The 13,478-nt window shown below is 69.0% G+C and carries 14 protein-coding genes; 10 read left to right on the plus strand and 4 right to left on the minus strand.

The window, feature by feature from the left end; all coding sequences use genetic code 11:
- Positions 1–68: 68 nt before the first annotated feature.
- The 7 genes from LVY72_RS09080 to LVY72_RS09110 all read left to right on the plus strand — a co-directional run bounded on the left by LVY72_RS09080 (position 69) and on the right by LVY72_RS09110 (position 5,990).
- Positions 69–857, plus strand: a complete 789-nt coding sequence (locus LVY72_RS09080) for a helix-turn-helix transcriptional regulator (RefSeq protein ID WP_237820017.1) — start codon at positions 69–71, stop codon at positions 855–857.
- Entirely contained in the window at positions 857–2,341 is a 1,485-nt protein-coding gene (gene sufB, locus LVY72_RS09085; RefSeq protein ID WP_237820019.1) for a Fe-S cluster assembly protein SufB, read from the plus strand. The genes LVY72_RS09080 and sufB overlap by 1 nt, the downstream gene beginning before the upstream one ends.
- Positions 2,341–3,642, plus strand: coding sequence for a Fe-S cluster assembly protein SufD (gene sufD, locus LVY72_RS09090; RefSeq protein ID WP_237820021.1), 1,302 nt, complete (start codon positions 2,341–2,343; stop codon positions 3,640–3,642). The genes sufB and sufD overlap by 1 nt, the downstream gene beginning before the upstream one ends.
- Entirely contained in the window at positions 3,642–4,001 is a 360-nt protein-coding gene (locus LVY72_RS09095) for a non-heme iron oxygenase ferredoxin subunit (protein WP_237820023.1), read from the plus strand. The genes sufD and LVY72_RS09095 overlap by 1 nt, the downstream gene beginning before the upstream one ends.
- A gap of 62 nt (positions 4,002–4,063) precedes the next feature.
- Positions 4,064–4,825 carry a Fe-S cluster assembly ATPase SufC gene (gene sufC / locus LVY72_RS09100; RefSeq protein ID WP_237820025.1) on the plus strand — a complete coding sequence of 254 codons (762 nt, stop codon included), beginning with the start codon at positions 4,064–4,066 and terminating at the stop codon, positions 4,823–4,825.
- A gap of 2 nt (positions 4,826–4,827) precedes the next feature.
- Entirely contained in the window at positions 4,828–5,157 is a 330-nt protein-coding gene (locus tag LVY72_RS09105) for a metal-sulfur cluster assembly factor (RefSeq protein WP_237820027.1), read from the plus strand.
- 107 nt (positions 5,158–5,264) lie between these two features.
- Complete coding sequence (locus LVY72_RS09110; RefSeq protein ID WP_237820029.1) at positions 5,265–5,990, plus strand: Pr6Pr family membrane protein; 726 nt, start codon at positions 5,265–5,267, stop codon at positions 5,988–5,990.
- Positions 5,991–6,003: 13 nt separating this feature from the next.
- Here LVY72_RS09110 and ypfJ read toward each other — a convergent pair whose 3' ends face one another.
- A complete protein-coding gene (gene ypfJ / locus LVY72_RS09115) occupies positions 6,004–6,906 on the minus strand; it encodes a KPN_02809 family neutral zinc metallopeptidase (protein WP_237820031.1) in 903 nt (300 codons plus the stop codon).
- Positions 6,907–7,059: 153 nt separating this feature from the next.
- On the opposite strand from ypfJ, the gene LVY72_RS09120 reads away from it, so the two are divergent.
- Complete coding sequence (locus tag LVY72_RS09120) at positions 7,060–8,499, plus strand: class I adenylate-forming enzyme family protein (protein ID WP_237820033.1); 1,440 nt, start codon at positions 7,060–7,062, stop codon at positions 8,497–8,499.
- Positions 8,486–9,664, plus strand: coding sequence for a thiolase family protein (locus tag LVY72_RS09125; RefSeq protein WP_237820035.1), 1,179 nt, complete (start codon positions 8,486–8,488; stop codon positions 9,662–9,664). The genes LVY72_RS09120 and LVY72_RS09125 overlap by 14 nt, the downstream gene beginning before the upstream one ends.
- On the opposite strand, the gene LVY72_RS09130 is transcribed toward LVY72_RS09125, so the two are convergent.
- The 3 genes from LVY72_RS09130 to LVY72_RS09140 are packed head-to-tail and all read right to left on the minus strand — an operon-like array spanning position 9,661 to position 11,743.
- Positions 9,661–10,305 (minus strand): energy-coupling factor transporter transmembrane component T family protein, encoded by a 645-nt coding sequence (locus LVY72_RS09130; RefSeq protein ID WP_237820037.1) that lies wholly within the window; start codon positions 10,303–10,305, stop codon positions 9,661–9,663. The two genes, LVY72_RS09125 and LVY72_RS09130, sit on opposite strands and share 4 nt — an antisense overlap.
- A complete protein-coding gene (locus LVY72_RS09135) occupies positions 10,302–11,063 on the minus strand; it encodes an energy-coupling factor ABC transporter ATP-binding protein (protein WP_237820039.1) in 762 nt (253 codons plus the stop codon). The genes LVY72_RS09130 and LVY72_RS09135 overlap by 4 nt, the downstream gene beginning before the upstream one ends.
- Before the next feature lie 47 nt (positions 11,064–11,110).
- Positions 11,111–11,743, minus strand: coding sequence for a biotin transporter BioY (locus LVY72_RS09140; RefSeq protein WP_237820041.1), 633 nt, complete (start codon positions 11,741–11,743; stop codon positions 11,111–11,113).
- A gap of 129 nt (positions 11,744–11,872) precedes the next feature.
- On the opposite strand from LVY72_RS09140, the gene LVY72_RS09145 reads away from it, so the two are divergent.
- Positions 11,873–13,471, plus strand: a complete 1,599-nt coding sequence (locus LVY72_RS09145; RefSeq protein ID WP_237820043.1) for an ABC-F family ATP-binding cassette domain-containing protein — start codon at positions 11,873–11,875, stop codon at positions 13,469–13,471.
- Positions 13,472–13,478: the final 7 nt, after the last annotated feature.

A 13,478-nucleotide genomic window follows, 5' to 3' on the forward strand; every position in this document is an offset into this window, starting at 1 on the left:
GGACTGCCTTACTGGAGGGGCGGAACAGAATAGGACATGATTGTGTTGTGTATTCCGTGATTAAGCCCATGCCTTCGCGCGCCCATGATGCTGCGCGGCTGGACGCGGAGGAGCGCACCCGGGACCGGGTGCTGAGTGCAGTGCTCGAGCACGGCCCGGTGAGCGCCGCCGAACTGGGCGAGCAGCTGGGTTTCACTCCCGCCGCCGTGCGCCGCCACCTTGACGCCCTGTCCCGCAAGAGCCTGATCGAGGTCAAGCTCGTGTCGAATTCGGCCAACGGGGCCGGTCGTCCCGCCCGCAAGTACGTGCTGAGCCGGCAGGGCCAGTTCCGGCTCGGGGACGATTACCTGGACATCGCGCGGACCGCCCTGGCGGCGCTGGCCGAAGCTGCCGGGGCGGAGGCCGTGACTGAATTCGCCCGCACCCGGTACCGTGAGATGGAGCAGCGTTACCGCCCTGCCGTCGAGGCGGCCGGCCCGGATATCGAAGCCCGCGCCGAGGCCTTGGCCCGGCTGCTGACCGAAGATGGTTTCGTTGGCTCCACCCGGCTGGTCGGTGCCGGCACGAAGCCCGAGGGGCAGCGTGGTGGCAAGGCGGTCATGCTGAGCATGCAGCTGTGCCAGGGGCACTGCCCGGTGCAGCAGCTCGCGGCTGACTTCCCGGTCTTCTGCGATAGCGAAACCGAATTATTCGCCCGGCTGCTGGGAGTGGACGTACGCCGTCTGTCCACGCTGGCCAGCGGCGGTCATGTCTGTACGACCCACATCCCTGTGGGCCGAACAAGGTCTGCGGCTGGGCAGGACGAGCCAGCGACAGCAACCAGAAGAGTATCCATCAAGCTGCAAGAGAGGCCGTGATGACGGACCAAGTGGATCACCGCATCCAGGACGCAGTCGGCTCGACCGACGTCCCGGACACCACCATTTCCGAGATTCTTGAGAAGAACCCCGAACTGCACGGCATCGGTACCTATGAGTACGGTTGGGCGGACAAGACCGATGCCGGCGCCAACGCGCGGCGTGGCCTGAACGAGGACGTCGTGCGCGACATCTCGGCCAAGAAGAACGAGCCCGAGTGGATGCTCGACCTGCGCCTGAAGGGCCTGAAGTACTTCGACCGTAAGCCCATGCCCACCTGGGGCGCGGACCTGTCCGGGATCGACTTCGACAACATCAAGTACTTCGTGCGTTCCACGGAAAAGCAGGCGGCCACCTGGGAAGACCTCCCCGAGGACATCCGGAACACGTACGAGAAGCTGGGCATCCCGGAAGCCGAGCGCAGCCGCCTGGTCTCCGGCGTGGCGGCCCAGTACGAGTCCGAGGTGGTCTACCACCAGATCCGCGAGGACCTCGAAGCCCAGGGCGTCATCTTCCTGGACACCGACACCGCACTGCGCGAGCACCCGGAGATCTTCCAGGAGTACTTCGGCTCCGTCATCCCGGTGGGCGACAACAAGTTCGCCTCGCTGAACACCGCCGTCTGGTCCGGCGGCTCCTTCGTGTACGTGCCCAAGGGCGTGCACGTGGAAATCCCGCTGCAGGCCTACTTCCGGATCAACACCGAGAACATGGGCCAGTTCGAGCGGACCCTGATCATCGCCGATGAGGATTCCTACGTCCACTACATCGAAGGCTGCACCGCGCCGATCTACACCTCGGACTCGCTGCACTCCGCCGTCGTCGAAATCATCGTGAAGAAGAACGCCCGGGTGCGGTACACGACCATCCAGAACTGGTCCAACAACGTCTACAACCTGGTCACCAAGCGCGCCATCGCCCACGAGGGCGCCACCATGGAATGGGTCGACGGCAACATCGGCTCGAAGGTGACCATGAAGTACCCGGCGGTGTACCTGGTCGGCGAGCACGCCAAGGGCGAGACGCTCTCGATCGCCTTCGCCGGCGCCGGCCAGCACCAGGACACCGGCTCGAAGATGGTGCACATCGCGCCGAACACCAAGAGCTCGATCATCTCCAAGTCCGTGGCCCGCGGCGGCGGCCGGGCCGCCTACCGCGGCCTGGTCCAGGTCCGCGAGGGCGCCGAGCACTCGGCCAACACGGTGCGCTGTGACGCGCTGCTGGTAGACACCATTTCGCGCTCGGATACCTACCCGTACGTGGACATCCGCGAGGACGACGTCACCATGGGCCACGAGGCCACGGTCTCGCGCGTCAGCGAGGAGCAGCTGTTCTACCTGATGTCCCGCGGCCTGCCCGAGGACGAGGCCATGGCCATGATCGTGCGCGGCTTCATCGAGCCGATCGCCCGCGAGCTGCCGATGGAGTATGCGCTCGAGCTGAACCGCCTGATTGAACTGCAGATGGAAGGGTCCGTAGGTTAATGACTGAAATGACTGAGAAGGCACGCATTGGTGCCCCGTCAGCCGCGCCTGTGATCGACGGATTCACCGAAGAAGGCGAAAACCTCTCCCCGTTGACCGACAACTCGCATCGGGGGCCGTTGGCCGGCGACAGCGCCAAGGGCCACAGCCACGGCGGCGGCGTCGGTGTGCCGGACAGCTCGCGTGCCGGCCGGCTGACCTCCTACCGGCTGGCCGACTTCGCCCCGCTGACCGGGCGCGAAGAGGACTGGCGGTTCACCCCGCTCAAGCGGCTGCGCGGCCTGCACACGGACGCACTCACCGGCGCTGCCCCGACAGTGGCCGTGGCCGGGCCGGAGGGCACCGCGCTTCCGGCCGGCGTCCGCGTGGAGACCGTGGGCCGCGAGGACGGCCGCATCGGTGTCGCCGGCATCCCGGAGGACCGGGTCGCCGCCGCGGCTTGGGAGGCCTTCACCGAGGCCACCGTGATCACCATCCCGGCAGAGCTGCAGGCCGCTTCGGGCATCATCGTGTCGATCACCGGCGCCGGCCGCGAGGCCGCCGCCCAGCACACCGTGATCGTCGCGGAGAAGTTCTCCAAGGCCGTCGTCGTGCTGGACCACCGGGGTTCGGCGACGCTGGCGCAGAACGTCGAGGTGGACATCCAGGACGGCGCCGAACTGACGCTGGTGACGGTACAGGAATGGGACGACGACGCCGTGCACGCTTCGGCACAGGCGGCGAAGATCGGCCGCGATGCCAAGTTCAAGCACGTGGCCGTGAACCTGGGCGGGGACCTGGTCCGCATCACCCCGACCTCGAGGTTCACCCAGCCAGGCGGCGACGTGGAAATGTACGGCCTGTACTTCGCCGACGCCGGCCAGCACCTGGAGCAGCGCCTCTTCGTGGACCACGCCGTGCCCAACTGCAAGTCCCGCGTGCTGTACAAGGGCGCGCTGCAGGGCAAGGACGCGCACACCGTCTGGGTGGGCGACGTGCTGATCCGCAAGGAGGCCGAGGGCACCGATACCTACGAGGTCAACCGCAACCTGGTGCTCACCGACGGCGCGCGTGCCGATTCGGTGCCGAACCTGGAAATCGAGACCGGCCTGATCGAGGGCGCCGGCCATGCCAGTGCCACCGGCCGTTTCGACGACGAGCAGCTGTTCTACCTGATGGCCCGCGGTATTCCCGAAGAGACCGCGCGGCGCCTGGTGGTCCGCGGCTTCCTGCACGAGATCATCCAGCACGTCAAGGTGCCCGAACTCGAGGCGCGGCTGACCGACGCCGTCGAGCGCGAACTGGCGGCGGGCAACAACTGATGACCGCAACCCCGCAGGGCAGGCCGGTATGCGCCGCCGAGGACGTCAAGGTCAAGCACGCCGTCCGCGTGCTGGTCGATGACTACCCGGTAGCGGTGGTGCGCGATTCCGACGGCGAACTGCACGCGCTCGGCGATACCTGCTCGCACGAGGACTACTCCCTCGCCGAGGGAGACGTCGAAGACTGCACGATCGAGTGCTGGGGCCATGGCTCCCAGTTCGATCTGCGCAGCGGCGAGCCGCTGAGCCTGCCGGCCTTCGAGCCGGTCCCGGTTTTTGCCCTCGCGGTGCACGACGGGGAGGTCTACGTGGACATCTCCACCGTGCTCAACGGGGCGCCTGCCCCGGGCACCAACTAACACTTCACCAACTTCAAGGCGCGCACCGCCGGCCGCGGTTCGCAAAGGAGAAAGCAGACAGTATGTCGACTCTGGAAATCAAGGACCTGCACGTCAGCATCGAGACGGAGCAGGGTGCCAAGGAGATCCTCAAGGGCGTGTCCCTGACCATCAATACCGGCCAGATCCACGCGATCATGGGTCCCAACGGCTCGGGCAAGTCCACCCTCGCCTCCACCATCGCCGGCCACCCGCGCTACATCGTGGACTCCGGCTCGATCACCCTGGACGGCGAAGACGTGCTGGCGATGAGCGTGGACGAGCGCGCCCGTGCCGGTCTCTTCCTGGCGATGCAGTACCCGGTGGAGGTCCCCGGGGTGACCATGACCAACTTCCTGCGCACCGCCAAGACCGCCCTGGACGGCGAGGCTCCGAGCCTGCGGACCTGGACCAAGTCGGTCAAGGAAGCCATGGCCGAGCTGCGCATCGACGCCGACTTTGCCCAGCGCAATGTCAACGAAGGTTTCTCCGGCGGCGAAAAGAAGCGCGTGGAGATCCTGCAGCTCGAACTGTTCAAGCCGAGGTTCGCCATCATGGACGAAACCGACTCCGGCCTGGACGTCGACGCCCTCAAGGTCGTTTCCGAGGGCCACAACCGCGAGTTCTCCCGCGGTGCGATGGGTACCCTGCTCATCACCCACTACACCCGCATCCTGCGCTACATCAAGCCGGACTTCGTACACGTGTTCGTGGACGGCAAGATCGCCGAGGAGGGCGGGCCTGAGCTGGCCGACCGTCTGGAAGAAGAGGGCTACGACCGCTACCTGACTCCTGCAAAGGCATGAGCATGACTGAAACCAATGTTCCGCAGACGTCGCTGGAGGACGTCGAGGAAGCGCTCAAGGACGTCATCGATCCGGAACTGGGCGTCAATGTGGTGGACCTCGGCCTGCTGTACGGGCTGAGGTACGCCGAGGACGGCGCGTTGCTGATCGACATGACGCTGACGACCGCCGCCTGCCCGCTCACCGACGTGATCGAGGAGCAGACCGGCCAGGCGCTGGACGGGGTCGTGGACGAATGGCGGCTGAACTGGGTCTGGATGCCGCCGTGGGGTCCGGAGAAGATCACTGACGACGGCCGCGACCAGATGCGTGCCCTGGGCTTCAACATCTGACCAGCACGTTCCCGCCTCGGCTGCGCGGGTAAAAGAGCCGGCCACCGGAGACGGTGGCCGGCTCTTTCGTTGCCCCTCCTGTGCCGGCGAGGCACTAGCATCTGTCTATGAGCGAACCCCTGGCACCGGCCGCCGGCACCCGCCCCGCCGCGGGCCGCTACAACGAGATCTTCGTCGCGCGTCTGTTCCACGCGCTGACCGCGCTGGCGGCACTGGCCGGCCTGGTGCTGGAGGCGGTGGCCATGCTGGCCTCCCCGGTGTATGGGGCGGCCCCGGGGCATGCGTGGTGGAACTTCCTGAGTTATTTCAGTGTGCAGGCAGGTGTGCTGGTCTTTGCCGTGTCAGTGAGCCTGGCGGCGGACTCGGCACGTACCGGCGGCCGTTTCTGGCGGGCGGCGCGGCTGGCGGCTTTGGTGGCCGCCGTGCTGGTCTTCTGGCTGCAGTTCACGCCGTACCGCGGCCTGGCCGAATTTACCGGGCTCAATGCCGCCACCGTCTGGGGCGACCGGGTGCTTCACTATGCCCTGCCGGTCCTGGTCCTGGCCTGCTGGCTGATCTTTGGCCCGCGGCCCCGGATCCGGCCCGCGGCGGCGCTGTGGAGCCTGGCCTTTCCGGTGTTCTGGCTGCTTTGGACCATCATCCGCGGTGCCGTCACCGGCTGGTACCCGTATCCTCCGGTTGATGCCGCCGCCGGGACCGGACCTATGCTGGCCGGCGGGGTCTTCATCCTGCTGGGCTGGCTGGGCACCGCGTTCCTGTACTTGCTGCTGGACAGGCGGATGGGCCGGGAGCCGGACGGGTACCTGCCCGGTTTCGGTCCGGACGGCCGCTGAGCCTGACGCGTGGCTAGGGGTTGTTTAGGTCGCGTGAGCTGAACGTGTCGCATTGGGCAGGGTCGCCGGTGTTGTAGCCCTGGGCGAACCAGGCCTGCCGCTGGGCGCTGGTGCCGTGGGTGAAGGTATGCGGATTGGCATAGCCCCGGCTGGCTTCCTGGATGCGGTCATCGCCCACCGCGGCTGCCGCGGACAGCGCCACCTGCAGATCCCGGTCCGAGAACGGCTTCATGAACGGCTTTCCGGTGGATGGGTCTGCCTGGTCGGTGGCATTGCGCGCCCAGACTCCGGCATAGCAGTCTGCCTGGAGCTCAACCCGGACCGCACCTGATCCGGCGCCCTGAGGGTCCTGCTGGGAGTTGTTGATGGCACCGGTCAGGTTCTGGATGTGGTGGCCGAATTCATGGGCCACCACATATTCCTCCGCGAGCGGCCCCTCCGCGGCGCCGAGCTGGCCGGTGAGCTGGTCGAAGAAGCCCGTGTCGAAATAGGCCGTCCGGTCCACTGGACAGTAGAAGGGACCTACGGCGCTGGATGCCTGGCCGCAGCCGGTGCTGACCCCGCCGGCGAACAGGACGGTCTTGGGCACCGGGTACTGGATGTTGTACCGGGGCAGCTCGGCGGCCCAGTAGCGGTTGAGGCTGTTCACCGTGCCGACAATCCGGCAGTCGCGGCGGGCGTTGGCGTCCGCGCCGGTGCGGCATACCTGCGCGATGCTGCCGGTTCCCGAGGCTTCCTGCTCGGTGGACTGGTCGGTTCCGAGGCCCAGGCCCTGCAGCAGCTGAGGTGGAATGCCCAGCAGGCTGGCAATCAGCAGGATCAGCCCGGCCCCGCCGATGGCGATCTTCCCGCCGGTGCCGCCCCGCCGGTCCGAGACCTGCGAGGTGTCCAACTGCGAGCCCTCATTGAAACTCATGGTGCCAGAATAGCCTCCGACGGGCGCGCAGGCCCGGCAGCGTCGGGCCGGACGGACCGGCCCTGCACGTAGAATGGGCTGGTCCGGCGTGCCTGCGCCGGGGCCGGGCAGCAGGCCGGGCCGCAGCTGATGAGGACGTCGGAGGAAGAACGGATGCCCTTTGTGGACCGGTTGGTCGAATGGGCCGCCCGCTTTCCGGACCGCGATGCCGTGGTCATCGACGCACAGCGGCTCAGTTATGCGGAACTCGCCGGGCGGGCCGCACGGCTGCGCCTGCCGGACCCGGCGACTGCCGCCGGGGAACAACAGCTGGTGGCCCTCGACCTGGGCAGCACCCTTGACTTCATTGTGGCCCTCACCGCTGTCGTCGGCCGCGGCGGCATCGCCGCAGTGCTGGATCCTGCCTGGCCGGCCTCGGTCCGGACGGCGGCACTGGAGCAGCTGGAACCGGCCGCGGTTCTCACCGCCGATGCTGCAGCCCGGCCTGACGACGGCGGAGGCAGCCCGGCCGTACTGGCCGACGGCGGGCCCGACCGGATTTTCTACTGCGGCTTCACCTCCGGCACCACCCGGTTGCCGAAGGCCTTTGTCCGAACCGTGGGCTCCTGGCAGCGGTCCTTGGAACGCAGCACCTCATATTTCGGCACCGCCGCCGGGGATAAGGTGCTGGTTCCCGGCCCGCTGTCCGCGAGCCTGAGCCTGTATGCCCTGGCCGAGTGCCTCTATGCGGGTGCCACGTTCTACGGCCAGTCCGCCCCGGACACCGCTGCGGCCCTGGACCTGCTCGCCGACGGGGGAATCACGCAGTTGGTTGGCGTGCCGAGCCAGCTGCGGCTGCTCGCGCACCGGGCCCGGGACTCGTGGTCCACGGTGCGGACCATCGTGTCCGGCGGCGCCAAGCTGGGGGAGGAGGAAGCCGCTGCCTTGCACCGGGCTGCCCCGCGCGCGGCGGTCCACGAGTACTACGGCGCCTCCGAGCTCAGCTTCGTGGCGGCCCGGCTGGCGCATCCGGGGGCCGGACCGCACCTGGTCGGCCGGCCGTTCCCCGGGGTCGGCGTGCGGATCGGCTCCCCGGAAGACGGCGCCGGCAATGCTGGCGGTCCCGCCGCGGCGGGCACCATCTGGGTGCGCAGCGACATGGTGTGCGCGGGCTACCTCAGCGGCGATGACGGCCTCGCCTTCCGCCGGGAGGGGGAATGGGCCACCGTGGGGGACCGCGGCTGGCTGGATTCGGACGGAGGACTCCATCTGGCGGGCAGGTCCGCCGACATGATCGTCACCGGCGGGTTCAACGTCTATCCGCACGAGGTCGAGGAGGTGCTGCGGTCGCTCGGCTGCGAGGCCGTCGTCGTCGGGCTGCCGGACGGGCCGCGGGGCCGCTGCGTGGCGGCGGTGCTCCGCAGTGATGGGCCGCCGCCGCTGGCCGCGGGGGAGTTGCGCCGGCTCTGTGCCGAAGAGCTGGCTCCGTTCAAGGTGCCGCGGCGGTTCTACTGGGCACGGGAGTGGCCGCAGGGATACGGCGGCAAGACGGCGCGGCCGGTGCTGGTCCGAGCCATCGAGGCGGGAGAGGCCAGTGTCCATGTGCTCGGCTAGCCCCCATCCGGAGCGGGATCCCGTCGTCGTGCTGGGCCGGCGCAGTGCCTTCGGCCGGCTGAACGGGATCTGGGCCCGCACCACCGCCGGCGCGCTGCTCGCTCCGGTGCTGTCCGCCGTGGTCCGCGACGCCGGCCTGCCGCCGGCGGAGATCGACGACGTCGTTATTGGCAACGCCGTGGGCGGCGGCGGCAACGTGGCCCGGCTGGCCTTGCTGGACGCGGGGCTGCCGGAGACCGTCCCGGGCATGACGGTGGACCGCCAGTGCGGCTCGGGGCTCGATGCCGTTGTCCTGGCCTGCCGGCTGGTGGCTGCCGGCGCCGGGCAGCTGTACCTGGCTGGCGGGGTCGAAAGCTGCAGCACCGCGCCGCTGCGGGCCCACCGTCTGACCTCCACGCCCGGCGCCCCGGATTTCTACGGCAGGGCACCGTTTGCGCCGCAGTCCCTCGGGGATCCGGACATGGGCGTTGCCGCCGAGGCTGTGGCGGCACGCTGGAACGTCAGCCGGGCGGACCAGGATGCCTTCGCCCTGCGGAGCCACCAGCGGGCGCTGGCCGCCGCCGCGGAAGGGGCATTCGACGAGGAGATCGTGCCCGTCGGCGGTGCCGCCGTCGGGGACGAGGGTCCGCGGAAGACAATCGGACCCGCGCTGCTGGGCCGGTTCCCCGCGGCCTTTGTGCCCTCGGGAACGGTCACCGCCGGCAATTCCTGTGCGGACGCCGACGGTGCTGCGGTGGTCCTGGTGGCCAGCCGGGCAGCCGCCGGGCGGCTCGGCTTCGGCGGCGGGCTCGGGTTCCGGGGCGCTGCAACCGCCGGCACCGATCCGAACCTGCCCGGCATCGGAGGCGGCCGCGCGGGCGCCCGGCTGCTGGCGGAACAGGGGTTGCACGGCACGGATCTGGGCAGGGTGGAGTTCAACGAGGCTTTCGCCGCGCAGGCGCTGGCCTCGCTCCGGATGCTGGGAGTGGCACCGGAGCGGGCCAACCGTCAGGGCGGGGCGCTGGCCTTCGGGCACCCGTACGGAGCCTCCGGGGCGTTCCTGGTGCTGCGGTTGCTGCAGCAGGAACGCAGTGCGGACCGGGACCGGCGGCCTGCGCTGGCCGCAGCGAGCATCGCCGGCGGCATGGGCACCGCGGCCCTGTTCGGCTGGACGGATCCGCGCTAGTTCCGCGGGGGCGGGCCGCCGTCGTCCCTGTCACCCAGGCCGCGGGCGGCCAGCGCATCGCCGGTCTGCCGTGCATAGGCGACCGCATTGATCAGCACCGGCAGGACCACCGCGCGCGGATTCCGCTCCAGGCCCCTGGCCTTGGCCGCCTCCCGCACATCGCTGAACGAGCCGACCAGGAACGGGATGCTGCGCAGCATCAGTCCGACCGCCAGCGCGAAGCGTTCCGGATCGGCGCCAAAGCGCGTCAGCGGACGGACCGCTGCTGCCAGCGCGTCGAGCAGGCGCTGTACCGGTGTGGTGGCGAGCAGGATATTGGCTGCATAGACGCAGGCCAGCAGGCCGCAGAGGATCCGCCAGGCGGCCAGGGGGCCGTTCTGCCAGCTCTGGTAGGCCAGCAGAACCAGCACGAACAACCACATCGGCTTCAGCGCGGTCAGCAGCTGCCGGACACTTCCGCCGGCGGCAAAATGCAGGACCAGCACCACCACGAGTACCAGCGTGCGCACGGCAGCACCCTGGAACGCGAGGGCGGCCGCTCCCAGTCCCAGCAGCACGGGCAACTTGATCCGCAGCGGCGTCCGGTGCACCAGCGAGGATCCCGGACGGTAGGCGCCGACCAAGGAGGCGTGGCCTCTCATGGCGCACCGTTACCGGCCGGCAAGCTGCGGCCTGGCCGCTGCCCCGGGGCCGGCGGCCAGGCCGTATCGTCGGCACAGAGCTGGCGGTAGAAGGCGACGGCGTCGCCGGCGTTGCCGTCGAAGACGGCCTGCCCGGCGTGGATGACCAGGGCACGGTCGAACTCCGCGGCAAAGTCCAGGTCGTGGGTGGCCATGATCAGCTGCTGGCTTAGCGTTTCGAAGATCCTGTGCAGCAACTGCGTGTTGCGCAGGTCCAGGAGTGTGGACGGTTCGTCCAAGACGAGGATGGCGGGATTGACCGCCAGCACCGTGGCCAGGGCAGCGAGCTGGCGTTCCCCGCCGGAGAGCTCGTAGATGCTGTTGTCGGCCAGTGCTGCCAGGCCATAGGCCGCCAGGATCTCCTCGGCTGTCCGCCGCCGGTCGGCGGACCGGCGGTGGACACGGCGCAGCGAGAGCTCAACGTCTTCGCGGGGGGTGGGCATCACCAGCTGGGACAGCGGATCGGTGAAGACGAAGCCAACCTGCCGCCTGACCTTGCCGCCCTCGGTCGACGGATTCAGGCCGTTGACCCGGACCTGCCCGCTGGTCGGACGCGCGAGCCCGTTGACCAGGCGCAGCAGGGTGGATTTTCCGGAGCCGTTGCCGCCGATGACCGCCACCCGCTGTTCGGTCAGTTCCGCGCTGATCCCACGCAGGATGGACCGCGGCTGCGCACCTGCGTCAGGGTCCCGCCCCGGGGCGGGACCGGCTGCTGGCACGGACACTTCTACCTTGGTGAAACTGACCCGACCGGCCGATAGGGACATCACCGGGTGCGGCGCACCAGCACGTCGGGAAAAGCCCGGTGGACACTGAGGGCCACCAGGACGGCCAGCGCATTCTTGAGGATGTCGCCGGGGATGAACGGCAGGTCGGCAGCCAGCGCCGCCGGCAGTGCCAGTTGGCCGTTGACCATCATGCCGCCGATGCCCAGCAGGTGGGTAGTGGCCAGGCCGCCGAACGTCGCGGCGAAGAGCCAGATTCCGCGTCGCCTCAGGTTCCGGCGAAGCACCAGCTGGGCGAGGAGCCCGACGACGAGGGCCGCCAGCGGGAAGGAGAGGATGTAGCCGGCCGAACCGCCGGCCAGGACGCCCAGACCGCCGCGGAAGGCGCTGAAGATCGGCAGCCCGGCCAGGCCGACCAGCACGTAGAGGCCCATCGCAGCGGCTCCGCGGCCGGCGCCGAGCACCAGTCCTGCCAAGGTGACCACCGCGGTCTGGATGGTAATGGGCACCCCGAGGACGTTGCCGGCGGGAATCGGCGGAACGGCGATTGAGGCCGCCATCAGGGCCGCGAAGACCGCTATCAGGGAGATGTCGCGGCTGCCCCAGCCCATACGAGGCGGGCGGGATGCCGGCGGAACGGCCGGCGCGGAGGATGTGGTCCTGGGTGAATCCATGCTATCGAGGATAGTGGGGAGCACCACGGAAGCGGACATCCTGCGCAGGCTTCGGTAACATAGAGAGGTTGCCATTGCCGCAATCTTCCACTTTCCCCCTGTATTTGCCCCGCGAAAGGCGCCTCTCCAGTGATCTCCGTTAATAATCTCGAGTTGCGCGCCGGTGCCCGCCTGCTGATGGAGGCGGTCAACTTCCGCGTGGACAAGGGGGACAAGATCGGGCTGGTGGGCCGCAATGGTGCCGGCAAGACCACCCTGACCAAGGTGCTGGCCGGCGAGGGACTGCCTGCCGCCGGAGAGGTGCTGCGCAACGGAGAGGTCGGCTACCTGCCGCAGGACCCGCGGACTCCGGACATGGAACAGCTCGCCCGGGACCGGATCCTCTCCGCCCGCGGCCTCGACGTTGTCGTGGGCAGGCTGCGCAAGGCGCAGGTGGAGATGGCCAGCGAGGATCCGGACGTCCATGCCCGGGCGATGCGCCGCTATGACCGGCTGGAGGCGGAATTCCTCGCCGGCGGCGGCTATGCCGCCGAGGCGGAGGCCGCCGCGATCTCGTCGAACCTGGCGCTGCCCGAACGGATCCTGAACCAGCCGCTGAAGACGCTTTCCGGCGGCCAGCGGCGGCGCGTGGAACTGGCCCGGATCCTCTATTCGGGGGCCGAAACGATGCTCCTGGACGAGCCGACCAACCACTTGGACGCGGACTCGATCAGCTGGCTGCGCGACTTCCTGCAGAGCCATTCGGGTGGGCTGATCGTGATCAGCCACGACACCGACCTGCTGGAGGCCACCGTTAACAAGGTCTTCCACCTCGACGCCAACCGCGCCGTGGTGGACATCTACAACATGGGCTGGAAGCGGTACCTGCTCCAGCGCGAGACCGATGAGCGCGCCCGCCGGCGGGAGCGGGCCAATGCCGAGAAGAAGGCGCAGGTGCTGCTGGACCAGGCGAACAAGATGCGGGCCAAGGCCACCAAGGCCGTGGCGGCCCAGAATATGGCCAAGCGCGCCGAGCGCCTGCTCGGCGGGCTGGAATCCGTGCGGGCCCAGGACAAGGTGGCGGCGCTGCGTTTCCCGGATCCGGCACCCTGCGGCAAGACACCGATGACGGCGTCCGGCCTGAGCAAGTCCTACGGCTCGCTGGAAATCTTCACGGATGTCGACCTGGCCATCGACCGGGGTTCCCGGGTGGTGATCCTGGGCCTGAACGGCGCGGGCAAGACGACCCTGCTGCGGATGCTGGCCGGGGTGGACCAGCCGGACACCGGTGAAGTGGTGCCCGGACACGGGTTGAAGGTCGGCTACTACGCCCAGGAACACGACACACTGGATACGTCGCGGACCGTCCTGGAGAATATGCGCACCGCGGCCCCGGACCTGCGCGACACCGAGGTGCGCAACATCCTGGGTTCCTTCCTCTTTTCCGGCGACGACGTGGACAAGCCGGCCGGCGTGCTCTCCGGCGGGGAGAAGACGCGGCTGGCGCTGGCAACCATCGTGGCGTCTTCGGCGAATGTCCTGCTGCTGGACGAACCGACCAACAACCTGGATCCGGCCAGCCGCGCCGAGATCCTGGGTGCGCTGCGCAACTACAGCGGGGCAGTGGTGATGGTCAGCCACGACGAGGGCGCGGTGCAGGCGCTGAACCCGGAGCGGGTGGTATTGCTGCCGGACGGCGTCGAGGACCTGTGGAGCGAGGACTACCTGGACCTGGTCACCCTCGCCTGAGGCGGGG

Source organism: Arthrobacter hankyongi (assembly GCF_022012395.1).
Classification (GTDB): Bacteria; Actinomycetota; Actinomycetes; order Actinomycetales; family Micrococcaceae; genus Crystallibacter; species Crystallibacter hankyongi.